Consider the following 24,319-nt stretch of genomic DNA (forward strand, 5'->3'; position numbering starts at 1 on the left):
CCTTAAGTAAGCAGATAGTCAAGGTTGGTAAGAATCGCTGATGAATAAATCAGGTCATTCGTCTTGGACACGAATATAGCTATGTTATCAACAAATAGGAAACGTAACTGGTTCTTTAATGGCAGTTGTCATTTTCCAAAAGAGAATTCAAGAGTTAAAATTTGCTTTTTTCATCATACACAACTTCGAAAATATCCGATAGTGCGAATTTGTGTTTATGTTGTCTTGTATCAAGTATGGTTAAAAAATCGGATGTGACAGATATTAGTTTTCCAAAACAAGTATTTCCTGACCGGGAAATTGCGTTAAGTTCCAACCCTTCCGAGGTAGTGCCAAGTTCTGTCAAAATATTTTTTGAAGCGATGCGAATCAGGCGTTTGCTCATAATTTAGAGAGAAATGCAAGTTTATTTTGATTGGAATTTATTGTGAAAGTCGCTGGTATAATTGTGTTTTAGAAGGGTCCAGGTTAACCAGAATAGTCTGAGCAGCTCTTTTTTCCTCTGGTGTGGCTTCCTTCATTATTTGAAAAATCTCATCGGATTTTGCATCAAAAAATGAATTGATGACAACACTTCCAGGCCGTAGTTGGGCAACAGCCTTGGCAGAATTCAAAAGGTCCAGTGTTTTGGTGCGTGTTTGCGCCGGATTCTGCGTGGCAACATCAAGTCCCTGGCGATAATAATTATAAAGGCTTTCGCGGAATGGAATAAATTGCTGGCTCATCAGATTTTCAATCAGCCAATACCGGTTTCGGGAGTCGCCGTTTCCTTTTCTCTGATCCCAGCCCTTCGCACCAGCTCCTGCAGTGCTTGCAAGGTTTGCAATATTAAAAGCTCTTTGCAGATAAGGAGTACCTCCTAAGTTACTGAAAGAATCAAAATCAAAAATCAGCGCAGTGTAAGCGTAGAACGCCAAAACGTATGGTAATTCGTCTGTATAACTGTTTTCATTAAAATACATCTGAGTAGTCGGAAGGTAGTTGAAGTTAAAATTCCTGTCAACATAACTTAAAAGTACAGTTTCATATGCTGAATTAAATACGGGCCGTGCAATAACGAGTTGGGCCGTTCCCTCATAACTCCCCTGCGCAACAGAACGTGTAAGGTTAATATTTAATTTACATTTTACGCGCTCATCCTTTCCAAATGTTTCTCTTGTCCAGCTTGTATTATTTAAAAAATCAGAAATATATGACTGCAATTTAGTCATAGATTGTGGATCTGTTTTTTGCTGTGCAACCAACTGATCGTAATTAAGGCTCACGGTAAATTGAAGCTCCTGAGCCAAAGAAGTTTTCGCGAAAGCCACCGTAAAACATAAGATGAGGATGATAAAACTTTTCATGCTTCGCTCCATTTATCAAGAATAATATGTAGAATATCGTGTGCAACTTCGTGTTTCGACTTTAAAGAATATCGATTCACATTTTCCTGTTTGTCAATAACGGTAATTTTATTCGTATCGTGTGCAAAACCAGAGCCAGCATCATTTAAAGAATTTAAGATAATGTAGTCCAAGTTTTTGCGGCGCAATTTGTCCAGTGCATAGTCAAGCTCGCGTTCGGTTTCCAAAGCAAAGCCAACCAGGAGTTGCCCTTCTTTTTTTTGCTGACCCAGCGTTCCTGCGATATCATCCGTTTTTAGAAGTTCCAGTTTCATCTCATTTCCCAGCTTTTTAATTTTCTGATCAGCTACAAGGGCAGGGGTATAATCAGCCACGGCTGCAGAAAATATAACAAGGTCGCTTGCAGAAAAATGTTCCTTAGTCACATTAAACATTTGTTTGGCAGTTTCCACATTAAAACGTTTAATATTTCCGTCCGGAGTTGACAAGCTTGTAGGACCACTTACCAAAGTTACCTCGGCACCTGCTTGTGCAAATGCTTTTGCCAGTGCATATCCCATTTTTCCTGAAGAGCGGTTGCTAATGTACCGTACCGGGTCTATGGGTTCAGCGGTTGGTCCAGCTGTGATTAAAACTCTTTTATTTCTGGCAACCGAATTGGCTGCAAAATGTCTGATGATCTGAGAAACAATTTTCTCTGGCTCTGCAAGTCTTCCTTCACCAATTAAGCCACTTGCCAGTTCTCCAAATTCTGCCTCAATTATTTTGTTTCCAAAACTGAGCAGATTTTTTAGATTGTTTTGTGTTGAAGGGTGGCGATACATATCCACATCCATTGCAGGCGCAAAAAATACCGGACAACGTGCGGAAAGATATACAGCAGTCAATAAGTCATCACAATTTCCTGTTGCACATTTAGAAAGTGTCCTCGCAGAGGCAGGAGCGATAATCATGAGATCAGCCCACAAACCCAGATCGACATGATTGTTCCAGGTACCGTTTTCAGATTGAGTAAACAATGTGTAAACCGGCTGTTTGGATAGCGTGCTAAGTGTTAGAGCCGTAATAAACTGATGTGCAGACTCAGTCATAATAACCTGAACTTCGGCACCTTCCTTGATTAACAACCTAACAAGTAAAGCTGATTTGTACGCAGCAATGCTGCCTGAAACCCCAAGCAATATCTTTTTACCTTTCAGATTCAATCTTGTAAATGCAAATGCACGTTTAAAAGTGACAATTCAGGGCAGGGATCCTGAAAAAAGTAAACCAGTCGTAAGAACAAAATTAATGTTTACGACTGGTTTTTTTATTAAAAGAATAACCGGAACTATTCTTCAGTTGTATCTCTGTATCCGTGATAAGTTTTACCTTCGATAAACTCATCGATTGCGATACTGCCAGCCTTAGGCATACGCTCATAAAATTTAGAGATCTCAATTTGCTCACGGTTTTCAAAAACCTCTTCCAAATTGTCAACTCCGGAAGCAAACTCAGCAAGCTTGTTATTGAGTTCCTCTTTCATTTTGCTTGATATCTGACGCGCTCTCTTGGAGATTACCGATACCGACTCATATAAATTCCCTGTTACGTCAGCTATTTTGTCCGTATCGCGGGTAATGATGGATGGATTCGTTGCCATGCTTACTTTGATGATATAGTTAAAAGTCTTTATTTATAACCGGAAAACCGGCTTATTAATTTTGTTTCTGATCGGCACTTGTTGACGCCGTGACCTTGGTCGGTTTCGAGCCCGAATCTGGCTGGGCTTCCAATTGTTTCTGGCGCTCTTTTTCCGCCTGAGCCATTATTTCCAGTTCTTTCTGGCTGTTCTCAAACATTTTTTCAGCATCACGCAAATACTTTCCTGTTGGATACTTATCTACCATTTCTTTATAAAACTTTACAACATCAAGATATCTGTCTTTCTGTTTTACACTGAAACTGTTTGAAGCGAGGTTATACTGAGATTCAACTTTCAGATATGCAAGCTCTTCATTGAACTTTGAATCAGGAAAATCTTTACGGAAATTGTCGATTGATATCACTGCCGATTTAAGCGACATCATATTGAAGTCACTGATCTTGTAATACAGCTTCGCTTTGTCGTAAGCTTTCAACTCAAGTTTTTCACGAAGTTCAAGAATATAACGGGTACACTCGTCACGAAAAGTACTTTGAGGGTAAGTATTGATAAAATCCTGCATCGCAGAAATTGCGGTGAAAGTACTCGCCTGATCTAAATTGTGAGGGGCCGAATCTTTGTACAATGAAAAAGCGTGCATGTATAATGCTTCCTGGGCATAATCGCTTCTTGCATAAGTATCGTAAAACTTCTTAAACAAGAATTGGCTGGTATTATATTGACCCTGCTGGTATTGCGTATAGGCATAATAAAACTGAGCAAGCTCCGATTCATTACTTCCTTTCAGTAAAGGAATAAGTTCTTCAAACAACAGCCCTGACCTATAGAAGTCACCCTTCTTGTAATAAGTCATGGCAGCATCATACTTCTGCTGGTCTGTTCCAGTTTTCTGCAACTTAGAAAATTTGCTGCAGGAAGTAATAATAAGTACGGCAAAAAATAGCAAGAAGTAACTTGCACGGTTGTTTTTTAACATATAGCTGCAAAGATAATAAAAAAAAGCTACACCATTCCTAACGAACGCGTAGCTAATAATAGTATTGTAAAAAATCTATTGTTGGTGGCGTACAAGCATTTTCTTCGTAGCAACTTTTTTTCCATCCAAAGCCAGCTGGTAAAAGTACAATCCTGTTGACATCTCACGGGTATTTATCCGAAGCTTGGTTTGATTTTTTGATAAGGAATATTCTTGCATCTGTGAACCCAGAACGTTGTAAAAGATCAATTTCGCATCTCTGATATCTGCTGACATTGCATAATCCAGTTCGGCATATTCACTTGCCGGGTTAGGATAAATGTTCGAAACTGTAATTTTTTCACTTGTATAAAGTTGTTCCTCAACACGCGTTGCCGCTTCAACTGATAGATTTCGTTTTTCAGCGCTTTTTTCAACAATTTCTCCGGCCGAAACGGCGGTGCTTTCAGCAGTTGACGCGTTGGAAAACAGGAGTGTACGATAAAATTTATTCAAAGCCATCGGCTTTTGCACAGAAAGCGGCTTGTAGTTAAGCACATCCGGGACATTGGAAAACTTCATGTTTCCAGTTGGCATTGGTTTCTTTTTAGGCGTGATATTTAAGCGGCTCCCGTTCGTGACGGTCTGCGCTTGGATTCCGGTCCAGGCAAAGAAAGTGCATATAATAAGATAAAGTATAGTTTTCTTCATAGCAATTATTCGTAATACTTTTAGCAACTCCTACTAGCCACATTCAAAAAGTACTTTACAAAAATATAGAGAAAAAATTGGAACTTCAAAATATATTGTGTGAATGGGCGTTTTTATTTTTAACCATAAAATAACCGTGCCTGAATGGCCTTAATCGCACAAAATCTTCAATTTATTCCAACCATAATGTCTTCAAGCGTGTGGGTTTATCCGAAACCCGCCAATTGAAACCGTCAAGCTGTCTTTCGACCGGTTTAATTTGCCTAGGCGGGATTAATCTTCCATCTGGTTTCCCAATAAACGCGATTCTGTTTACCCGGTTATCCACAAAAAGAAGGTTCATTCTTCCACACTCTACACGGTTTAAACCAATCATTTTTTCTTTGTCATCAATGGCGTAATAAACGCTTTCACCATTTCCGTCTACCAGAACCTGCCGGAGCTTGCTCTCAGCGGCAAAATAGGCATTGATTGTCCGCCCTTTTACTTGATTAAACTGATTAACTAATGTATCCTCGGTTATCACAAACGCCTTACTTCTCAACAGCATTCTGTTAATTGCATTGTTTACCAAAAACGCACTTATTGTATCACCCTCCATCTGATAATGCTGATTGCTCCAAAGTATCGGCTTTTTAAAAAACAAAATTGTTGAGTCTGCCGTATTATAACTTATCGAATCACATTTTCCCTGAAAATCAGATTTATAGATAAACACATTTCGATCTCCAACAAGCCTTCTGGTACTGTCACGCATGTTTTCGAAAGAGTATAAAGTATCAGCTCTGATATATAAAGTGTCGTTCGAGACAACATTCCGTACGTAAGCGTGACCATATATTTTTGAAAAACCTTCTGCTTTTCGATAAAATCCGTGGTCGCCGTTTAAAATTGTATTATCCTTCTTAGCAACAATTACTACATTTCCTTTACCCTGTCCATTATTCTTCTGGCCCTCCACAAACAACGAGTCGGCCGTTAGGGTGTATGTATCATTATCAACAGTGGTTCTTGTTTTAAATACAGATTCCCCTGTCAGCGAGTTATATTGCCCTCTTGTGCTCAAAAGTGTTCCATCCTTATTTACAATCTTACTGGGACCATTAAAATACGACCACTTTGTGACGGAATTATAGAGCAAAGTATCGGTCGTTAACGTATATTTTTTATTGACCAGCTTTACTTTTTTGTAATAGGTAAACTCCTTCGTGTTCGTATTATATATCCCTTCATTACTTGTCAAAACATTTTCCACATCAACCGTGCGGCCCGGAACTTTATAATAGGCAATCCCGGAAGCCATATTATATTCCATTTTTCTGGTTGTCAATGTTTTAACTTTGTCCTTTAAAACCGTTTTTCTTCCACTTACAATCGCGATTCTGGAATTTCCAAAATAATGCAGAGTGTCACCGGTAACTGTAATAGTATCTCCCTGAAGGATCCTGACATTTCCGTAGGCTTCAATAATATTTGTGCTGACATTTTGTATGGCCAGATCACTATATAAAAGCGCACCTTTATGTTTGAAAATGCCATTAATCACACGACGGCTATCCACACCGTTTTCACTGATTAATTCCAGTTCGTCTGATTTTAAAAGTTCAACAATGTCACTTGTAGCTCCCGGTTGCTGAGATGGCGTAACTTGTTGAGCCATAATATATGGCGAGGCAAACAGTATGGTAAAGAACGTCAGTTTTAATATAATGTCTTTGATTAATATGACGCGTAAAAGTTTAAAAGGGTTGCAAACTTTTATAAATAATTTTTTCTTCATCTTGCTATGGTTTCCTTTACCTTTGAAACGGGTAGATTTACCTCGTTTTCCTGCACCCGGTAAAAGTAATCTGTTGATATATTTGCCAAAATTACATCAATTACAACTCTTCATAGTATGTTGGAAGCTTTTTTAACTTTTATTAACCAACAAAAATTAGATCTTCATAAAAAGTCGACGCTGTTAACCGTTAGTGGGGGAGTTGATTCGATTGTTCTTGCTCATTTATTTTTTCAGGCAGGTTTTCGGGCCGGAATTGCTCATTGCAATTTCGGTTTGCGGGGCGAGGAGTCGGATGGCGATGAGGCGTTTGTCAAAGCACTTGCGGCAGAATACAAATTTCCATTTTTTGTCAGGGATTTTTCGACGAGAGATCATGCAGAAAAAGAGGGGATTTCAACGCAGATGGCTGCAAGGGATCTGCGTTACCGGTGGTTTGAAGAAATCAGGGCAGAAAATGGTTTTGACTGGATTGCCACCGCACATCATGCTAATGATTCTTTCGAGACCGTTATTTTAAATATCGTAAGGGGTACCGGCCTGGCAGGGTTTCATGGAATTGCAGCGCAAAACAAAACACTCATCAGGCCTTTAATTTTTGCCTCGCGGGCGGAAATTCAGGATTATCTACGGCAGCATCAATTAAGTTGGCGGGAAGACAGCTCTAATGAAAGCACTAGATATAAGCGTAATTTGATTAGGCATGAGATCGTTCCGGTTTTAAAACGAATAAATCCCTCTCTGGAAAATACTTTTAGAACGACTACGAAGCGTGTCGGAGCAGCGGAGAATTTGCTGAATGATTTTTTAAACCAATGGAAAAAGGAGCATCTTCGAAATGAGGGTGATGAATATTATATTTCAATTCCTGCTTTGACATCTGTTTCCGAGCCTACATATCGTTTATGGTTTATTTTACAGGATTTTGGGTTTAGCTATATTCAGACAGAGGAGATTTACACATCTGCTGAGGGTATTTCCGGTAAAATATTTAAATCTCGAACGCACCAGGTTCTTAAAGACAGAGACTATTTTATCATTTCTCACGCTGGAAGTGAAAGGTATACGTCATGCGAAATCAGCAAGCCTTCGGGAGAGTATATTATAGATAATTCAGTTTTCTTGTTCAAAATAGTTTATAAAAATCCTGATTTTTTGTTTGAAGTAGATAATTCGATAGCATATTTGAACATAAGTAATTTGAAGTTTCCTTTGCTTATCAGAACCTGGGAAATAGGAGACAGTTTCTGTCCATTTGGCATGAAAGGAAAGCGAAAAAAGGTAAGCGACTTATTGATCGACTTAAAATTAAACCGAAATCAAAAAAAGCAAGTAAAAGTTCTTGTGAACGGAAACGGAGATATCATTTGGGTGATAGGATATAGGACGGACGAGAGATATAGGGTTGGGGATAATTGTGAAGAAATTGTATTGATAACTCAGAAATTGATGGGAATTTTGTCATGAAAATTCAGAATTTTTTGAAATTTTTTTTCTTTGGAAACTATTAGAAAACAAGTATTTAGCATATTTGGATGTCTTTCTGTTTAAAAAATCTCCAAAATATTTTTCATCAACTATTGCATGTATAACATTTCTTTCTACCTTTGCACCACGTTTCGGATACGCCGAAGCATACAGAGAGATGGCAGAGTGGTCGAATGCGGCGGTCTTGAAAACCGTTGTAGGGCAACCTACCGGGGGTTCGAATCCCTCTCTCTCTGCCAAATACAGTAACAAAAAGCATCAAAACCCTGTAAATCAAACATTTACAGGGTTTTTTGTTTTTGAAAATGACCAAAAAATGCATATATTCTCAATGTTGAAGTGAGCTTCTGGTGAGCACTTTTTCTGAAAACCAAAGTGCTCACCAGAATGCTCATAACTTTCTGAATATAAGCCTGTTCAGAGGATAAACATCTTGATTTTTGAAGGACTGCAGTTGTATTTTTAATCACTTAAAAACGCAAATGTTATGCTTACAAAAAACTTTTCACTGCTTTTCTATCTAAAAAGACGCAGCAACTATGTCAGCGGAAACCTTCCCATCTACATCCGCATCACCATCAATGGCCAGCGCGTTGAGATTACCGCCCAACGTGAATGCGAACCCGAAAAATGGAATATTGCAGCGGGACGCAAGAACGGCACCAAGGAGGATGTAAGAATTCTGAATGCTTATCTGGATACTCTTCAGGCGAAGATCTATGAGATTCACCGTAGACTGGTGGAGGCCGATGAAGAGATCACAGCAGAGATCATCCGAAACCATCTGAACGGAACGGCAGCTAAATCAAGGTTCATTATAGCGCTTTTCCAGGAGCACAATGACCGCGTAGCAAACCTTGTCAACAAGGATTTCGCCCCGGGAACATTGTCGCGCTACAAGACGACACTGGACCACAGCCGCGATTTTATCAGCTGGAAATACAAAGCCGATGACATTGATATTTTCAAGCTCAATCATGAGTTTATAACTGATTTTGAATACTGGCTTAAAAGCGTCAGAAATATCGGCCATAACACGGCAATTAAGTATCTGGCTACTTTTAAAAAGATCGTGATTATTTGCATAAAAAATGGCTGGCTTCCAAGGGATCCTTTTCACGCCTATAAAATGAGCAAAAGAGAGGTGGACAGAACAGCCTTAACCGCAGAGGAGCTTTCAAAAATCTCGAAAAAGAAATTTGATCATGAAAGGCTTGGCCAGGTGCGTGATATCTTTCTTTTCTGCTGCTACACCGGTCTTGCTTACATTGATGTATTCAAAATGAGCCGCTCTGAAATTATAACCGGAATTGACGGAGAAAAATGGCTTGTAATCAAAAGGCAGAAAACTGATTCTCCTTCGCGCATCCCGCTGCTTCCTCAGGCGCTTTCCATTCTTAAAAAATATGATAAGGATCCTCAGTGCGAAATCAAAGGGCAGCTTCTGCCTGTCCTTTCCAACCAGAAAATGAATTCCTATTTGAAGGAAATTGCCGTGCTCTGCCGGATCAACAAGGTAATCACTTTTCATTTGGCACGGCATACATTTGCCACGACAGTCACACTGACCAACGGGGTTCCTATGGAAAGTGTTTCGAAAATGCTTGGTCATAGGAATCTAAAAACGACTCAGCAGTATGCCAAGATTGTGGATGTAAAGGTGAGTGAGGATATGAAAAAGTTGAAGCAGATATTGAAGTAGTTTCATTGAGACAGCACCGGAGTTCAGCTCTGGTGCTGCTCATGACTTTGGTAGGGATGACTACCGGTTGGTCTTCTTTCGAAGGTACTTCCACGCTATAGCCTCAAATATCTGACAGGTAAAAGTTAACATATTTTGTTAATTTTTCGTATCTTTATATGTGTTTGTGCAGGATAACAAACCTAATGCAAAACATATTGTAGCCGTTCCAGGTGTAAATAAATCTGAGCTTATTTTTCATAAGGGATTTAATTTCAAGTGGGAAATTATTGATCCCGAAAATGTGTTCAAACTGGCGTTGGTAGAAAATGATGAAGCCATTGGACTAATGGCACTCGATCGATTTGATTCGGAACAAAGAGTCGAAATAAAGCTTATAGAATTGTCAGCTAGAAATATTGGCAGTAATAAATACTACAGTAGAATCGCGGGTTTCCTTTTAGCGCACGCAGTGAGAATGGCAGTTGCCAGGTCTGTCGCTAGGGCGGCAATTTCGCTTAATCCGAAAACGAAACTCATCAACCATTATATAGGCGAATTTGGATTTCAATTTGCGGGTAAGAGTCTTTTTATGGAAGGTAAGTCGTTGATTAAACTAATAGATGAGTATGGCAGATGATAAATTGTTTGACGATCTTTTGAAACAACATGGCGCAGAAGAGCTTGCTCAAAGTCATGTTTTTCCAGTAATTATTGATGCCAGGGAAGAACAGGAGACAAATGCATCTTTACAGGAAACACTGAGTCTGAAAAGATCTTTGATTAGCCCAGAAGATGAACTTAAATTGACTTTGACGCAATTACGTTATCAGATTGAAGACTATTTAAATGAAGATAACTACGATCCCAAAAAGACAGTTGGTTTTTTCTTGACAGAGTATATCCGGAATTTAGGGAAGAAACAAAAAAGTCTGGCTTCGGAAATTAATGTTAGTGCGACGGAATTAAATCAATACGTTAAAAACTCAAGAGCCCTTCCAATGGAAATAATGGTTAGGCTGGAGCTTCATAGCCATGGTATCATACCAGCAGAAAATTGGCTGGCACTTATTTCAAAGGAAAAATTTCATTTATTAAAAGCAAATGAACCTCTTAGAGAGCAGCAGAAGCAGTTTGTCATTATTTAAGCTGTACTTGCTAAGTTTAATGATGCGTTAAGCCATTACCTGGTGGTTGAGGCCGGGCGGCCGGTGCCGTTCGAAGTCCTCCGTCTCCACTGAGAACGTTTTAAAAATAATCAAAACCCTGTTTAAATCATTTAGACAGGGTTTTTTGTTTGCTTAACCGACAAAACATTCAAATATTCCCAAAATTAAGCAGCGTCAATCGTTGCGTCTTTTTACTCTGATAAAATACGCGCCGAAAAGCTTGTAGCTTATTTGGGGACAACCTGTTAAATGGATTTACATCTTGATTTTAAAGCTTAACAATTCAATTTTTGTTCATCTTAAAACAATTAAGTTATGTTAGAAAAGAGCTTTGGATTGTTTTTCTTTTTGAAAAAGCCAAAAATCGAAAATGGAGATGGAACCTTCTACGTGTATTTAATAATTACGGTGGACGGCGATTCAAGAGAGATCTCAACGAAAAGCCTATGGCATCCTTCGAAATGGTCGAAAGATGTTGGGTGTGCTTCGGGAAAAGAGGAAAACTCAAAATCCTTGAACTCTTTTTTGGATACCTATAAGGAAAAAGCATACCAGGCAAAAAAGATGCTTTTAGATAATGATAGGGATATCACTGCCCAGGCTATGAAAGTTATTTTGACAGGCAAAGGGGAAGAGCGTAAAATGATAATCGAATTATTCCAGTACCATAACGATCAAATGCAGGCTTGGAATTGCAACTTTTTTATTACAGAATATTCATTTTGGTTTAAATCGATTAGAAATTGTAACCAAAATAAAACAGCAAAATACCTTGGTAATTTTAAGAAGATAGTTTTTGAATGTGTGAAAAAAAGTGGTTGCGAAGCGATCCTTTCGCAGAATTTAAATTAATGAAAAAGGAGGTATTGCGTCGACCGCTGACAGATGGGAAGTTAAAAGTTATTGAAAATAAAAAAATTGAAATTGAGAGAATTGCTCAGGTCAGAGACATTTTTCCTTTTAGTTGTTATACCGGTCTGGCTTATATTGATGTGAAACAATTAAGCCGTAACCAGATTGCAACAGGTATTGATGGCGTGTACTAGATATTTAGCAATCGGCAAAAGACGGAAAGCGCTACCAGCCGCAGTGGCTATAATATAACAGATCAGGACGCCAGTGCGATGATGATGAAAAATAAGGTTGAGGTATTGCCCGCATATAATGTGCTGGCGGGCTGTGAAGATCAGTTTATTACCGGCATAAGCCTGCACCAGAACACCAATGACGGCACCTGCTTCAAAGATCACTTGGATCAGCTGTCAGTTCAGCAGTCTGTGACCCCTGAAAACATCATTGCTGACAGCATCTTTGGTACCGAAGAGAATTATGAGCTACTGGAAAACAAGGGGATAAACAATTATTTGAAATTCCCCCAGTTCCATAATGAGCAAAAGAAATCCTATAAGAATAACCCTTTTTTAAAAGAGAACTTCTATTACGATCCCGCTGCCGATAGCTATACCTGCCCCAATAAGCAGCAGATTACTTTTCGAAGCAGCTAATTTCCACATAATACAAGTTGGCTTGATTTGAATATAGCTGAAAGATAACGTGTAATAATTTAGAATATACGCGCTAGGCAGAGACGCCATTCGACGCTGAGACAGAAGAATGCAACCATTTACAATTCAGAAAGAATTCGAAATTGCCTGATAGGTTTACCGTTTAGATGGGCTTAAAGTACCCATCAGGACACCTACAATGATTTTTACTGAATGGCATCTGCTTCCCTATTAGCGAACGAAACTCTCAAAAAGGGTTCCAAATTCAATTTCCGGGCCTATCCATTAGCCCTTGGTATTCTGCTAATTGCAGTTTCGAACCTGACGCGTATTGCATTGACGCTCAAGTCGGCGGGCACAGCTGAATATAACCTAAACAGCATCCTAGGGATATTTACAATAGGTCTTTTCTACGACTTGATTAATGCGCTGTATTTTGTTTTGCCGCTGATGTTGATGGGATGGCTTACACCTTGCCGGCTCACTATCAAGCCTGGCTACAAATTGCTAGCAAATGGTCTCTTGTTTATACTAATATTTCTTCTTTTGCTGGATGCGGTTTCGGAATGGATTTTCTGGGATGAGTTTGAATCGAGGTTCAATTTCATAGCTGTTGACTATCTGGTCTATACCAATGAAGTGCTGGGCAATATCCGTCAGTCTTATCCGGTTGAAATAATCATCACCTTTCTGCTAATTTTAACGATCCTATTGACGTGGATGATGACTACCGTACTTTCAAACCATACTATTTATCCATTCAGTTTCTGGAAGCGGTCTGTTATAACCGGCATCTATTCAGCGGTAATAATTGCAGCTTATTTTTTCGTCGACAACAAGGTCAGACAGTTTAGTAATAACAATTATGTTAACGAGCTTGCGGGCAACGGGATGTATGAGCTCTTCGCGGCTTATCGCAACAATGAACTGGATTACAACCAGTTCTATGCTACGTTAAGTAATCAAAAAGCCTTTGTTGATATTCATGCACTGATCAAAACCCGGGAAAGCCATTTCGTAGATCAAAATCCGTTCAGCATCCGGCGTGACATTGTGAATTTGGGGCCGGAATTGCGCAAAAACGTTGTTTTGATTAGTGTTGAGAGTTTGAGCGCTGATTTTCTAGGAAGCTTTGGCAACACCCAGCATATCACGCCGTTCCTGGATTCGCTGGCAGGGGTAAGTCTTTTATTTACCAATCTCTACGCGACTGGTACACGGACGGTGCGTGGATTGGAAGCATTGTCCATCGGCACACCACCTACACCAGGCCAGTCGATTGTACGACGTCCACATAATGAAGAACTGTTTACAATGGGAACTGTCTTCAAGCGAAAAGGTTATCAAACAAAGTTCATTTACGGTGGCTATGGTTATTTTGATAATATGGGCTATTTTTTTGAGCACAATGACTACCGTGTGGTGGATCGGAATGCTCTTAGCAAGAAAGAGATTGATTACGAAAACATCTGGGGTGTGGCCGATGAGAACCTATTTGAATTGGCGATGCGGGAAATTGATAACGGGACACAGGCTGGAAAACCGGTTTTTACGCACATCATGACTACTTCCAATCACCGTCCTTACACGTACCCTGATGGCAGGATTGACATTCCTTCCCACACCAGCAGGGAAGGTGCTGTTAAGTACACGGATTACGCCATCGGACAGTTCATCAAAAACGCTAGTCAAAAGCCTTGGTTTAAAAACACGTTGTTTCTCATTGTTGCAGATCACTGCGCGTCAAGCGCGGGCAAAACCGATTTGCCCATTGATCGTTACAAGATCCCGCTACTTGCCTACGCACCTGGCTTTGTAAAGCAAGGCACTATGCCCAGGCTTATGAGCCAGATTGATCTGGGGCCAACAATCCTGGGGTTGCTTCACTTTTCCTACCGCAGTCAGTTCTTCGGTTATGATATTTTTAAGCTTGAAGCTGGGCGCGAGCGGGCCTTTATCAGTACTTACCAGAGTTTAGGTTACATCAAGCATGACTCGTTAGTAATACTGAAACCGCAAAGAATCAGCGGCACATTCGTTCCAAACTTCGACGATGGTTCAAGGCGTGCTGTCACTTCGGATAATCGGCTCATTAATGAGGCCATTGCCTGGTATCAATCTGCCAGCTTTCAGTTCAAAAACGGATTATTGAAAAAGTAATGGAAACTAAAATGAATTATCAATCGGTGCTTGATCAAATTGAAGCTTTTGTATCAGCTCAATTATCCGCTTATGGTGAGCCGTTGGCGTATCACAACCTGAATCATACCCGGAATGTGGTATCAAATGCTGCGCAAATTGCTGCGCACTATCAATTGTCTGCTCCGGATCAATTTGTGGTTTTATCAGCCAGTTGGTTTCATGATCTGGGCTACGTAAATGGAGACCCTGCGGGCCACGAGCAGCGAGGTGCATTAATTTTCCGTGAATTCGCTAACAGTTTGTTAATTGAGGGTGATCTCATAGCACACGTAATAGGCTGCATTTTGGCAACGACGCTACCTCAAAAACCTACTAATCTATTAGAATCAATTGTCTGCGATGCAGACCTGTATCATTTTGGCACATCAGAGTTTGCGGGAAAAGACCTGTTAATGTTAGAAGAAACCAGCCATAGGTTGAAAACAGATTTCCCTGCTGCCAGCTGGCTGGCAGGATCCGCAAAGCTCTTACGGTCTCACCAGTTTTGCACTTCCTATTGTCAGGACAAACTTACAGACCAAAAGCAAGATAATCTCAGGCAATTGGAAGCCCGAATGGGCACCGCATCCAGAGCAGATCAATAAACCAGCTGGTGTTTGCGCACTGCTTTTCCCCATTTGTACTGATGCGTCCAGTATGCCACTTTCATTGATAGAAAACCAATACCTGCCCCCACAAGCACGTCGCTGATGTAATGCCGGTTATTGGCCACGCGCAGTAATCCTACGGACGAAGCCACTGTGTAAGACGCGTAAGGTATCCATGGATAGCGGTCTTTATACTCTTCATTCAAAAAGGTGGCTGCCGCAAAGGCCTGGGTGGTATGACCGGAGGGGAACGAATTGTAGCTGCTGCCATCAGGCCGGAGCGTATGGGTGGCAGATTTCAAAAGTGTAACAGTTGTCAGCGCCATTGCTTCCCCTTTAATCAGAATAACAGTCCGGTTAATAAGATCTGTTTTGGACTTGACGCCAAAGGCGTCAAGTCCAAAGGCCACTATTAGGGGTGAAAATTGAAGATAGTCATCAACATTAGTGCGGAACCGGGGAATGAGGTGGTTTCGTTCTTCGGCCACTTCGTTTCTAATTGCTTCTTCGGAATGCCCTGTTGACAACAAACCACCGATAATCAGCGAAGCAGGCGGATAAAATGACCGGCGTGTGATGGGTTTTTGGGTCGGCAGCGTATCACCTGGCATCATAGGTGAAGCACTCGCCCAGCTGCTAAATACAATAAGGATTATCAATGTACGCATGATCAGAAATAGAATATATGGATGCAAGTCAAAATTTGAAGCTGTAACCCGCCCGGATCAACTGGGTTTCGTAGTAATCGCGGCTTGTGTAATGAAAGCCTTCGCCGTAAACAGTTTTGCGAACGATGAGCGTTCCGAGAAGATCGGTTGCATTCACAAACAGCTCGCCTTTACGCAGCTGACGTTTTGCACCTGCATCAACGGAGAAGCGATAACCGGTTCGGCCCTGCGGTACGATGTCGGGTGCGTGATAGATAACTGCTACCTGCAACTCGGTCTTTTTTCCTTTTAATAACGCATTGATTTTCGCACTGCCTGAAGTAAGCTGCTGTTTGCCAGCACTGTATATTGAACGGACCGGATAGAGGTTTTCCACCGTAAATGCATCAATGCTACTGCGGTAAAGGTTAGCATTGACATTAAGCGAAAACCATGGGGCAAGATCTTGTTGCCAGACAAGTTCACCACCGATGTTATAGCTCTTACCTGCATTTTGGAAAAGATTGTAGATCAGTGTGCTACCAGGTATAGTAGTTCCAATGCGCGTAATAGTACCGTTAGTCTGCTTGTGATAAGCTGCCGCGTAAAGCGAACCGCGAGTCCAGTTGGATTTGTATCCTGCCTCAAAGGAGCTGGTAAATTGTGGTTTGAGCGCAGGATTTCCGATTTTAATGATTTCGGCATCGTCATATTTTGGGAAAATGCGGATATCCACTTCGTTAGGGCGGTCAACACGCCGGTTATAGAAAAGCGAAATTTTATCATGCTCATTGAGCTTAAAAGCCAGACGCACATTGGGGAAAGGCTTTGCGTAAAAATATCCATCACTCTTATAGGTGGGATGCGTTGGACTGACAGTATAACGCAGATTAATATACTCTACGCGCAGACCTGCTTCCAGATCGAACTTACGGTTTTCGAAAACATAGTTGCCGTACAAAGCAGGAATCGTTTCCTTGTAGTTGGCCCAGCCGCCTGCAAGACTATCAAGAGGTGAATTCAAGCCTGGAAAAAACTGCATATTTGCTGGAATAAACCTCCTTCGCAGTTTCATTCCGCCTTCAAAGCGCCCATAGCGCAGTGGCCGGATATAGTCAGCATTCAAATCGAAAACATTTTCATCCGAAAGTAGCTTAAATGCATCGTGACCAGTGAAATCGGGCATCATGTTGGTAAATAAATACTTCTCATCTTCCCGGTGAAATGTATAGTTAAAGCCAATATTCAGAAGGCGGCCCGGTTGTTGATATTTATGCTGGTAGGAGGCTGTCGCAGTGACCGTGGTTTTTAATTCATCTTCTAAAAACTGCCATAAGCGGCGGCGTTGCGTAAGATCTGCATTAAAAAACGGCTGATCTCCCCGGTCCAGGATTTTCTCGCTGCTGAATAGGACAGAAGCCGACAATGCATTGTGCTCATCCCAATTCCAGTCAGCGCCTGCTTTGGATGTGATCACATTCGTACTTCGGTTACGCTTTAACTGCTGCCGGATAGTGTCGCCCGAATCGTAGTAACGGTCTGTGAATTCATTCTTGTTAAGTGTCGGTGTGTGCAGGTAATCACCCTGAAAAAAGATGTTCAGTTTTTGTTTTTTGTAATTAAGGGCAAACGAAGGGTTCAGTTTGAGCGTGTTTCTGGATTGCGGGCGGATGTCAGGGAAATTATCTTTTCGTACCCACAATGCGCCTAATCCCATGGTCATGCCGACCTTGCCATTGAAGCCTTCCTGTTTATTCTTTTTGTAAATGATGTTGATAATTCCTGCATTACCATTTGCATCGTACCGGGCGGAAGGGTTATTGATGATCTCGATCCTTTCGATGGCAGATGCGGGGATATTATCAAGACTTGTCTGATTTCCAAAGCCGGTCAGCGCGGTCTGCTGACCATCTACCAACACTGCGACCTTGTCGCTTCCGCGCAGCATCACCTTCCCGTCTTCGCCAGCCGTAACACCTGGCAGGTTTTTCAGCGCTTGCAAGACAGATCCGCCACTTTGGCTCAGGTTTCTGCTGACGTCGAAGACTTTCCTGTCAAGCCGTGCATCTATGCCATCGGCCTGGGCTCCTTTGACGAGCACCTCTTGCAAAACCTGGGCGTCTTCGCGCATTTCAAGCACACCTAGGTCAAGGAAAGCGCTCAATGCGCCTACCGTTAAAGGTGTTTTCAATGTTTGAAACCCAAGGAAAGCACATTCTACCAAATAATTTCCTGGTACAATATCGGATAGTGTAAAACGTCCATCGGCAGCTGTGATCGTTCCGGTCACAAACGCGCTGTCCTTTTCAGTTTTCAAAATCACATTGACGAAAGGCAGCATTTCCTTCTTAGGAAGCGAAGAGACCTGTCCCGACATCGTGACCTTGCTTACCTGAGCGTGAACGCTATTGAGTGCCGCTATCAAAAATAACAGGATTAACGATTTTTGGAAAGCCATTCAGGTTCTTATTTGATCTGATGGTGAAAGTCGTAATCGATTTGGAAGAAATTTAGAATTTCAGAAGCTTACAGTAAAATGATGATGTCCGCAGTTGAAATGGTACGTGATCTGCCAGCCGTACCGCTCACAGATCTCACGGGCGATAGCAAGTCCAAGGCCACTACCGGCATGCTCGACAGATGCCTGTGCGAACCGCCGGAAAAGGTTTTGCTCATTAAGCGGTGAAATGCCCGTGTTGTCAAATATTAACTTGCGTTGGTCCGAGCGTACAGAAACGCTGCCGCCTGCCGGGGTGTAGCGCAGCGCATTCACAAGCAAATTGGTTAGCAGGATTTCTAAAAGGATAGGATTGGCTTGCAATGTCATTTCACTTACTTGCTGGGTACAGCGAATGCCGCTGCTTTCAAACCGATCGGCGAATTGCGCGCTCAATTCAGCAAGTAACCCGGGAACCGAAATGTCCAGCTGGTTGTCAAATTGGGCATGTTCGATTTTTGCCAGAAGTAAAAGGTTTTTATTAATCCTTGTCACGCGGTTAATGGCCTGATACGCATCTTCTAGGATCTGCATTTGCGGCTGATCCAGCAAGTGGCTTTGCAGCAGCAGGTCAAGCTTAGTTTTGACAACTGCTAACGGAGTTTGCAGCTCATGGGAGGCATTTTCAGTAAATTCTTTTTGCTGCCTGAAGGAGGCCAGGCTAGCATCAATGAGCCGGTCAAGGCTTTGGTTCAAATCACTAAATTCAGTAACTTGCGATACAGGGAATGCTACCGGTTTGCCGCCTTCCAATCTGAAAGCATTCAGACTGGCCAGTGTATCATAAAATGGCCGCCAAACGCGCAGCGATGTTCTGCGGTTAAGATAAATGAAGCCTGCAAATAGCACAATAAAGAAGAAAATGGTGACCGCCGCGATCGCCAGGATCGTTTCGTCGATTTCTTCCATATTGGTTTCAATCAGCACCCGTAGGAGTGTTCCATTCACACGGATATCGGTCGTCAGGCAACGAAACTGCTCACGGTCTTTCATGAAAGTATCAAACCGGATCAGCGTGTAACTGCTGTCTGCACTGGGCGCAGTAGCCTGGGTAAAAGAAAACCCTGGCTGCACTTTGTCCAGTACACCGATCATTTCAGTCACAGAGCTGTCGGGAAGATTCAGGCTGGTCAATCTTTTTTCAAGTTTTTCACGGATTGCATAATGGTGTTTATCCAATTCATTTTCCCAGATCCAGTTAATGGTTAGAAAATAAAAGGGAATACTCACGATCAGTACGACCAACGCATAAATCACCAGCGGGCGAAGGCTTTGGTCCAGTAATTTATTCATCCTTCCCATTTGTAGCCTGTTGCGTAGATCGTTTTGAGATAATTACCGTAACCAGCTTCGGTCAACTTCTTTTTCAGGTTTTTAACATGCGCATATACGAAGTCATGGTTATCAAACATATCGGCAATGTCTCCTGACAAATGCTCCGCCAAGGCGCTTTTAGCGATCACACGGTTTTTATTGCTGATAAAAAATAAAAGTAGGTCCAGCTCCTTGCGCGTTAATAAGACTACTGAACCATTCACAGTTACAACTCTTGAAGATAAATTTACTTTTAGCTCGTTTTGCAGGACATTGTTTTGGTTGGCAAAGCTCCTGCGACGGATCACTGAGTAAATGCGCGCTGCCAGTTCAGGCAAATGGAAGGGCTTAGCCAGATAATCGTCTGCACCCGCATGCAGGCCCCTAATTTTGTTTTTGTAGTCGTTATTGGCAGAAATAATGATCACGCCGTCCTGCTGCCCTTGTTCTTTAAGGATGTCAAGAATGTCCAGCCCATCACCACCAGGTAGCATTAAATCCAAGAGGATACATTCATAACGATACAGCTCGACTTTTTCTCTGGCCTGTGCCCATGTGCCGGCATATTCGCACAGATAATCCTGTGCGGATAAATAGGCACCAATGTCGGCAGCGAGTTCTGGTTCGTCTTCGATGATCAGGATTTTCATTTCGGAAATTACGTCGATGATTTGGAATTCTTTTAGATTAAGATACATAAATTGTTTTTAACCTCCGTACAAAATTTTATAAGTAAGATTTCTACGGAGGTTAAATGTTAATATTCGAATACTCCTACTGGTTAAGAAAATATTAGATACAGACTCCATTCCAGGCAGTTGCTGGTCTATATCCTCAGTAATTTTTGAGCTATGCTACTTTCCTATATCTTTTCACACTATTTTTTAATCCAGTTAGACAAAGTAGGCTCAGTAACCTGGTAACGGTCTGCTATGTACTTCTGACTTGAACCCTTCAAAAGCAATGCTTCAATCTCGGGTCTGTACTGATCAAGTTTACTTTTACCAGGGCCAGTGGGCCCACCTAATTTTATCCCCGATCATTTTTTAGGCGCAAGTGACTCTTTCGTCCACTTACTGATCAGGTCTCTTTCAATTTCTGATACCATTGCAAAAACCATCGCCATTACTTTACTCTGAATTGAGTCGTCTAGTTGCCAGGCTGGAGAATTCGGAGCCACTGATCACCCAAATTCGGAAATTGAGGGCAGGGATTTTCGATTGGAATTGACCAGTGTAAGGGAATGATTGATAATTATTTAGCCTACGTTGAGTAATAGTCTCTTGATGGTCAATCTGCCACGGAATCATATGGTCAGCGCGTCAGAATTCTCCACAAAAAACTCCACAGCTTCCATTTCGCAAGCATCCAGGCCTATATTTTACCAGGGTCAAACTTTATAAAAAGTACTATTCGAGCATTCTGGAAGCGTTGACAGTACTTAACCCCTTTTTAATCCTAAATCAAAATATTCCCAAAAAAAACAACCCGCTCCTCACACCAATATAATAATTCCTTAACCCACAGGTAATACCACCTTTTTACTGTGCAACTACCTTTGTTGCCTTACAAACAACCAGTTGCATAACAGCCTTTACTAGTGCTGTTTTAAAGAACCGCTCATAAATATGAAAAAACGACTACTGCCGGCATTTTTTGCCTTGCTGCTGGGCCTCTTTGTGTCCTTTGTTTCAAATGGTCAGCTTATCCGAATTTCCGGTAGCGTAACCGCTCAGTCCGGAGACCCGATTCCGGGTGTAAATGTATTGATCAAAGGAACCAGTTCCGGAACTACAACGGATGCTCAGGGCAAGTATGCACTGGACACACCTTCACCGGGTCAAGCTGTAATTTTCTCCGCAATCGGGTTTATTTCCCAGGAGAAAATGATCGGAAAACAAAGCGTTATTAACATCGTTTTGCTTGAAGATACCAAAATGTTAAACGAGGTTATTGTGACCGCGCTTGGTATTAAGAGAGAGGAAAAATCGCTGGGCTTTGCTGCTCAGACAATCAGTGAAAATGCGGTGAAAGATGCCAAATCCAATAACTGGGTCAACACACTTTCCGGAAAAGTAGCGGGACTAAACATCCAGGGTGCAGGCGCGGGGCCGATGGGATCTGCGCGTATCACTTTGCGCGGTGAATCTTCTCTTAATCTGGACAATAACCAGGCTCTGATCGTGGTTGATGGTGTGCCGGTGAGCAGCAAAATCACGGGAACAGGATTTAATTCCCACCTTTCAGCAGACAGTCCGGTGGATTACGGGTCAAGTTTGTCTGATATCAATCCGGATGATATTGAGAAGGTTACCGTGCTGAAAGGGCCAGGGGCAACGGCACTTTACGGAAGCCGCGCTGCTGGTGGTGCCATTATTATTACGACAAAGTCAGGTGTCCGTAAAGACAAAGGAATCGGCGTAACAGTTAACTCAAATTTTAGTATTGAACAGATAAACCGCTATCCGGATTACCAGTTTGAATACGGAGAAGGCCGGACAAATAAATATTTTTCTTACCTGGATAGTGAAGATGGCCCTAACACGGCGACAACCGTTGCAGCAGGAAGAGCATGGGGACCGAAATTTGACGGTCAGTCCTATTTTCAATACAACCCTGACGCACCGGATGGAAAACCTACGGTTCGCACGCCATGGGTTCCCAACAAAGATTATATCTCAGGTTTTTTCCAGACCGGAACTACATTTTCAAACAGCGTTTCGCTGGAAGGCGGAACAGAAAAGGGCTCGGCAAGGCTGTCTTTAACGCATATGAAAAACAAATGGATCATTCCCAACACGGGTTTTGAACGTTTGAATGTTGCACTTTCTTTGAGTCAAAAAATTTCAGAACGACTGAAAATCAATGGGAAAGTTAACTATACCAACAAGAAAAGCGATAACCTTCCGATGGCGGGTTACAACAACCAGTCGCTGATGTACTTTTTGATTTTGGGGACAGCGCCGAATATAAAACCAGAGTGGTTTAAACCTTACTGGGTGCCGGGGAAAGAAAATATTCAGCAGAGAAATCCTTTTAATCCAACGCCGGACAATCCCTATCTGGGCATGTATGAAATGCTCAACAAAATGAACAAACATGGCGTGATTGGAAATATTTCGGCCGCTTATGAAATTTCAAGCAAATGGGATTTTCTCGTGCGTACCGGTCTGGATATGGCCTATGAGTTCCGCTCTCAGCAGCGTCCTTTCAGCATGACGCGTTATCCAAGAGGGATGTACCGCGAACAAAATGTGTTCAATTATGAATCCAACACGGATTTTCTTTTAAATTATAAAGACAAAATAGCTGGTCTGGTTGATATCACTGCTTCGGTAGGAGCCAACGCCATGCGCCAGTCCTATGACTTTGCAGGACTTTATGCTGATCAGCTCGCACAGCCGGGTATCTACCAGATATCCAACAGTTTGGATCAGGCTGTGGCAGATCCTTTAAAAACAAAGAAAGCGATCAACAGTATGTATGCTGCCACGCAGTTTTCATATGATGAAAAGATATTTCTGGATGTAACTGGCCGAAATGACTGGTCGAGTACGCTGCCTTACGGGAATAATTCCTTCTTTTATCCATCGGTAAGTTCCAGTTTTTTGCTGAATGAAATCTTCAAGCTTCCAGCCGCGGTTTCCTTTGCCAAAGTGAGGGCTTCTTGGGCACAGGTTGGAAATGATACTCGGCCGTACCAGACAGCACGGTATTATGACAGGGTATATGGCAATAGCTTCACGAATTCATCAACACTTTTTAATGCAGACTTAAAGCCTGAAATCACAGCAAGTTATGAATTCGGTCTTGATTTGCGTTTGTTGAAAAATCTCGTAGGACTGGACTTGGCTTACTATAACAACAACAGCCGTAACCAGATTCTTGCCATACCACTTGACCCGGTTTCAGGATATTCGAATGCGCTGATCAATGCCGGACTTATCAATAGTCGTGGTGTTGAAGTAAAACTGACTGGTAAACCTGTCACAAAAAGGAATTTCAGCTGGAACACCACACTGCTTTGGTCAAGAAACAGAAGTTTTGTGCGCGAACTTGCTTCGGGAATCACCAATCAGGTAATATATGCACATGACTCCAATGTTTCGGTTGAAGCCAGAGTGGGTGGTTTGATGGGTGATATGTATGGTCGCGGTTTTCAGCGCGCTCCTGATGGTCAGATCATTTATTCATCGGTAGGATTGCCGGCGGCACTGGATCCGACTACTAAAAAATGGGGGAATGCCTTTGCAGATTGGAAAGCGAGTATTTCCAACGAGTTTACAATCAGGAATGTACGTGTCAGTATCCTGCTTGACGGCCAGAAAGGTGGCAGTATGTTCTCTCAGACCAACCATAAAAATAATACACTTGGGAAAACAAAAGTTACCCTGCCGGGCAGGGAAGATGGAATTGTTGGTCAGGGTGTAGTAAAACAGCCTGATGGAAGTTTCATACCTAACACCACGAAAGTCGCCGCCAGCTCATACTACGACAATTACTACCAGATTGCAAATGCAGAAACCAATGTTTTTGACGCCTCATTCCTGAAAATCAGAGAAGCCCGGGTTGAATTTAATTTGCCTGCGGCATTGCTAAACAGGATTGGTGTACGCCAGACCAGCCTGGCGCTTTTTGGAAGAGACCTTTTCAACTTCACCAAATTTCCAGGATTTGATCCCGAAGGCGGCAACCTGAACAACGGGACACTCACGCCAGGAGTTGAACTTGCGCAGTTTCCATCCACAAGAACGATGGGTATGAACCTTACCCTTAAATTTTAACAATCATA

Annotated in this window: 22 protein-coding genes and 1 tRNA gene; 11 read left to right on the forward strand and 12 right to left on the reverse strand. The window is 41.9% G+C overall.

What is annotated here, in order from left to right:
* Window positions 1-154: 154 nt before the first annotated feature.
* The 7 genes from BMY70_RS29095 to BMY70_RS29125 form a co-directional block, all read right to left on the reverse strand.
* Window positions 155-385: a hypothetical protein gene (locus tag BMY70_RS29095; protein ID WP_090341733.1), complete on the reverse strand. Its 231-nt coding sequence runs from the start codon at window positions 383-385 to the stop codon at window positions 155-157.
* A 37-nt stretch (window positions 386-422) separates the two neighbouring features.
* The gene (gene porD, locus BMY70_RS29100; protein ID WP_229209823.1) at window positions 423-1,346 is read right to left on the reverse strand and encodes a type IX secretion system protein PorD; all 924 of its coding nucleotides are present in this window, start codon (window positions 1,344-1,346) and stop codon (window positions 423-425) included.
* Window positions 1,343-2,551 (reverse strand): bifunctional phosphopantothenoylcysteine decarboxylase/phosphopantothenate--cysteine ligase CoaBC, encoded by a 1,209-nt coding sequence (gene coaBC / locus BMY70_RS29105; protein ID WP_090341735.1) that lies wholly within the window; start codon window positions 2,549-2,551, stop codon window positions 1,343-1,345. Before coaBC ends, porD begins: the two co-directional genes overlap by 4 nt.
* 125 nt (window positions 2,552-2,676) lie before the next feature.
* Entirely contained in the window at window positions 2,677-2,988 is a 312-nt protein-coding gene (locus BMY70_RS29110; protein WP_090341736.1) for a DNA-directed RNA polymerase subunit omega, read from the reverse strand.
* Window positions 2,989-3,043: 55 nt separating this feature from the next.
* Window positions 3,044-3,967, reverse strand: a complete 924-nt coding sequence (locus BMY70_RS29115; protein WP_090341738.1) for an outer membrane protein assembly factor BamD — start codon at window positions 3,965-3,967, stop codon at window positions 3,044-3,046.
* 75 nt (window positions 3,968-4,042) lie between these two features.
* Window positions 4,043-4,657, reverse strand: coding sequence for a T9SS type A sorting domain-containing protein (locus BMY70_RS29120; RefSeq protein ID WP_090341740.1), 615 nt, complete (start codon window positions 4,655-4,657; stop codon window positions 4,043-4,045).
* A gap of 172 nt (window positions 4,658-4,829) precedes the next feature.
* The gene (locus BMY70_RS29125; RefSeq protein WP_090341742.1) at window positions 4,830-6,437 is read right to left on the reverse strand and encodes an OstA-like protein; all 1,608 of its coding nucleotides are present in this window, start codon (window positions 6,435-6,437) and stop codon (window positions 4,830-4,832) included.
* Between the two features lie 117 nt (window positions 6,438-6,554).
* Here BMY70_RS29125 and tilS point away from each other — a divergent pair, with 117 nt between their 5' ends.
* The 10 genes from tilS (at window position 6,555) to BMY70_RS29175 (ending at window position 15,066) form a co-directional block, all read left to right on the forward strand.
* Entirely contained in the window at window positions 6,555-7,904 is a 1,350-nt protein-coding gene (gene tilS / locus BMY70_RS29130) for a tRNA lysidine(34) synthetase TilS (protein ID WP_090341744.1), read from the forward strand.
* Window positions 7,905-8,076: 172 nt separating this feature from the next.
* Window positions 8,077-8,164 (forward strand) — tRNA-Ser (locus tag BMY70_RS29135).
* A gap of 248 nt (window positions 8,165-8,412) precedes the next feature.
* Window positions 8,413-9,627 carry a site-specific integrase gene (locus BMY70_RS29140; RefSeq protein WP_090341746.1) on the forward strand — a complete coding sequence of 405 codons (1,215 nt, stop codon included), beginning with the start codon at window positions 8,413-8,415 and terminating at the stop codon, window positions 9,625-9,627.
* Window positions 9,628-9,793: 166 nt separating this feature from the next.
* Window positions 9,794-10,246, forward strand: a complete 453-nt coding sequence (locus BMY70_RS29145) for a hypothetical protein (RefSeq protein WP_143072167.1) — start codon at window positions 9,794-9,796, stop codon at window positions 10,244-10,246.
* Window positions 10,236-10,754, forward strand: coding sequence for a hypothetical protein (locus BMY70_RS29150; protein ID WP_090341750.1), 519 nt, complete (start codon window positions 10,236-10,238; stop codon window positions 10,752-10,754). Before BMY70_RS29145 ends, BMY70_RS29150 begins: the two co-directional genes overlap by 11 nt.
* A gap of 336 nt (window positions 10,755-11,090) precedes the next feature.
* Window positions 11,091-11,627 (forward strand): Arm DNA-binding domain-containing protein, encoded by a 537-nt coding sequence (locus BMY70_RS29155; RefSeq protein WP_090341753.1) that lies wholly within the window; start codon window positions 11,091-11,093, stop codon window positions 11,625-11,627.
* Window positions 11,627-11,821 carry a site-specific integrase gene (locus BMY70_RS29160; RefSeq protein WP_090341757.1) on the forward strand — a complete coding sequence of 65 codons (195 nt, stop codon included), beginning with the start codon at window positions 11,627-11,629 and terminating at the stop codon, window positions 11,819-11,821. The genes BMY70_RS29155 and BMY70_RS29160 overlap by 1 nt, the downstream gene beginning before the upstream one ends.
* A 78-nt stretch (window positions 11,822-11,899) precedes the next feature.
* Window positions 11,900-12,280 (forward strand): hypothetical protein, encoded by a 381-nt coding sequence (locus BMY70_RS29165; protein WP_090341759.1) that lies wholly within the window; start codon window positions 11,900-11,902, stop codon window positions 12,278-12,280.
* A gap of 213 nt (window positions 12,281-12,493) precedes the next feature.
* Window positions 12,494-14,440: an LTA synthase family protein gene (locus tag BMY70_RS29170; RefSeq protein WP_090341761.1), complete on the forward strand. Its 1,947-nt coding sequence runs from the start codon at window positions 12,494-12,496 to the stop codon at window positions 14,438-14,440.
* An 11-nt stretch (window positions 14,441-14,451) separates the two neighbouring features.
* On the forward strand, window positions 14,452-15,066 hold the full coding sequence (locus BMY70_RS29175) for an HD domain-containing protein (RefSeq protein WP_177197155.1): 615 nt from the start codon (window positions 14,452-14,454) through the stop codon (window positions 15,064-15,066).
* Here BMY70_RS29175 and BMY70_RS29180 read toward each other — a convergent pair.
* The 5 genes from BMY70_RS29180 to BMY70_RS31040 form a co-directional block, all read right to left on the reverse strand.
* A complete protein-coding gene (locus BMY70_RS29180) occupies window positions 15,060-15,737 on the reverse strand; it encodes a phosphatase PAP2 family protein (protein ID WP_090341765.1) in 678 nt (225 codons plus the stop codon). The genes BMY70_RS29175 and BMY70_RS29180 overlap by 7 nt on opposite strands.
* 28 nt (window positions 15,738-15,765) lie before the next feature.
* Complete coding sequence (locus BMY70_RS29185; protein ID WP_090341767.1) at window positions 15,766-18,174, reverse strand: outer membrane beta-barrel family protein; 2,409 nt, start codon at window positions 18,172-18,174, stop codon at window positions 15,766-15,768.
* Window positions 18,175-18,234: 60 nt separating this feature from the next.
* Window positions 18,235-19,506, reverse strand: coding sequence for a sensor histidine kinase (locus tag BMY70_RS29190; RefSeq protein ID WP_177197156.1), 1,272 nt, complete (start codon window positions 19,504-19,506; stop codon window positions 18,235-18,237).
* Window positions 19,503-20,225, reverse strand: a complete 723-nt coding sequence (locus BMY70_RS29195; protein WP_310590664.1) for a response regulator transcription factor — start codon at window positions 20,223-20,225, stop codon at window positions 19,503-19,505. Before BMY70_RS29195 ends, BMY70_RS29190 begins: the two co-directional genes overlap by 4 nt.
* A gap of 341 nt (window positions 20,226-20,566) precedes the next feature.
* On the reverse strand, window positions 20,567-20,707 hold the full coding sequence (locus BMY70_RS31040) for a hypothetical protein (RefSeq protein ID WP_177197157.1): 141 nt from the start codon (window positions 20,705-20,707) through the stop codon (window positions 20,567-20,569).
* 448 nt (window positions 20,708-21,155) lie between these two features.
* Between BMY70_RS31040 and BMY70_RS29205 the strand changes: the two genes are divergently transcribed.
* Window positions 21,156-24,311 carry a SusC/RagA family TonB-linked outer membrane protein gene (locus BMY70_RS29205; RefSeq protein WP_090341770.1) on the forward strand — a complete coding sequence of 1,052 codons (3,156 nt, stop codon included), beginning with the start codon at window positions 21,156-21,158 and terminating at the stop codon, window positions 24,309-24,311.
* Window positions 24,312-24,319 lie beyond the last annotated feature (8 nt).

Origin of the sequence: Dyadobacter koreensis, assembly GCF_900108855.1 — a bacterium.
Classification (GTDB): Bacteria; Bacteroidota; Bacteroidia; order Cytophagales; family Spirosomataceae; genus Dyadobacter; species Dyadobacter koreensis.

Bases quoted from the DNA above. Each gene is read 5' to 3' on its own strand.
- BMY70_RS29095 (WP_090341733.1), bottom strand. From the start codon at position 385: ATGAGCAAACGCCTGATTCGCATCGCTTCAAAAAATATTTTGACAGAA.
- porD (WP_229209823.1), bottom strand. From the start codon at position 1,346: ATGAAAAGTTTTATCATCCTCATCTTATGTTTTACGGTGGCTTTCGCG.
- BMY70_RS29110 (WP_090341736.1), bottom strand. From the start codon at position 2,988: ATGGCAACGAATCCATCCATCATTACCCGCGATACGGACAAAATAGCT.
- BMY70_RS29115 (WP_090341738.1), bottom strand. From the start codon at position 3,967: ATGTTAAAAAACAACCGTGCAAGTTACTTCTTGCTATTTTTTGCCGTA.
- BMY70_RS29120 (WP_090341740.1), bottom strand. From the start codon at position 4,657: ATGAAGAAAACTATACTTTATCTTATTATATGCACTTTCTTTGCCTGG.
- BMY70_RS29125 (WP_090341742.1), bottom strand. From the start codon at position 6,437: ATGAAGAAAAAATTATTTATAAAAGTTTGCAACCCTTTTAAACTTTTA.
- tilS (WP_090341744.1), top strand. From the start codon at position 6,555: ATGTTGGAAGCTTTTTTAACTTTTATTAACCAACAAAAATTAGATCTT.
- BMY70_RS29140 (WP_090341746.1), top strand. From the start codon at position 8,413: ATGCTTACAAAAAACTTTTCACTGCTTTTCTATCTAAAAAGACGCAGC.
- BMY70_RS29150 (WP_090341750.1), top strand. From the start codon at position 10,236: ATGGCAGATGATAAATTGTTTGACGATCTTTTGAAACAACATGGCGCA.
- BMY70_RS29155 (WP_090341753.1), top strand. From the start codon at position 11,091: ATGTTAGAAAAGAGCTTTGGATTGTTTTTCTTTTTGAAAAAGCCAAAA.
- BMY70_RS29160 (WP_090341757.1), top strand. From the start codon at position 11,627: ATGAAAAAGGAGGTATTGCGTCGACCGCTGACAGATGGGAAGTTAAAA.
- BMY70_RS29165 (WP_090341759.1), top strand. From the start codon at position 11,900: ATGATGATGAAAAATAAGGTTGAGGTATTGCCCGCATATAATGTGCTG.
- BMY70_RS29170 (WP_090341761.1), top strand. From the start codon at position 12,494: ATGGCATCTGCTTCCCTATTAGCGAACGAAACTCTCAAAAAGGGTTCC.
- BMY70_RS29175 (WP_177197155.1), top strand. From the start codon at position 14,452: ATGAATTATCAATCGGTGCTTGATCAAATTGAAGCTTTTGTATCAGCT.
- BMY70_RS29180 (WP_090341765.1), bottom strand. From the start codon at position 15,737: ATGCGTACATTGATAATCCTTATTGTATTTAGCAGCTGGGCGAGTGCT.
- BMY70_RS29185 (WP_090341767.1), bottom strand. From the start codon at position 18,174: ATGGCTTTCCAAAAATCGTTAATCCTGTTATTTTTGATAGCGGCACTC.
- BMY70_RS29190 (WP_177197156.1), bottom strand. From the start codon at position 19,506: ATGAATAAATTACTGGACCAAAGCCTTCGCCCGCTGGTGATTTATGCG.
- BMY70_RS29195 (WP_310590664.1), bottom strand. From the start codon at position 20,225: ATGTATCTTAATCTAAAAGAATTCCAAATCATCGACGTAATTTCCGAA.
- BMY70_RS29205 (WP_090341770.1), top strand. From the start codon at position 21,156: ATGAAAAAACGACTACTGCCGGCATTTTTTGCCTTGCTGCTGGGCCTC.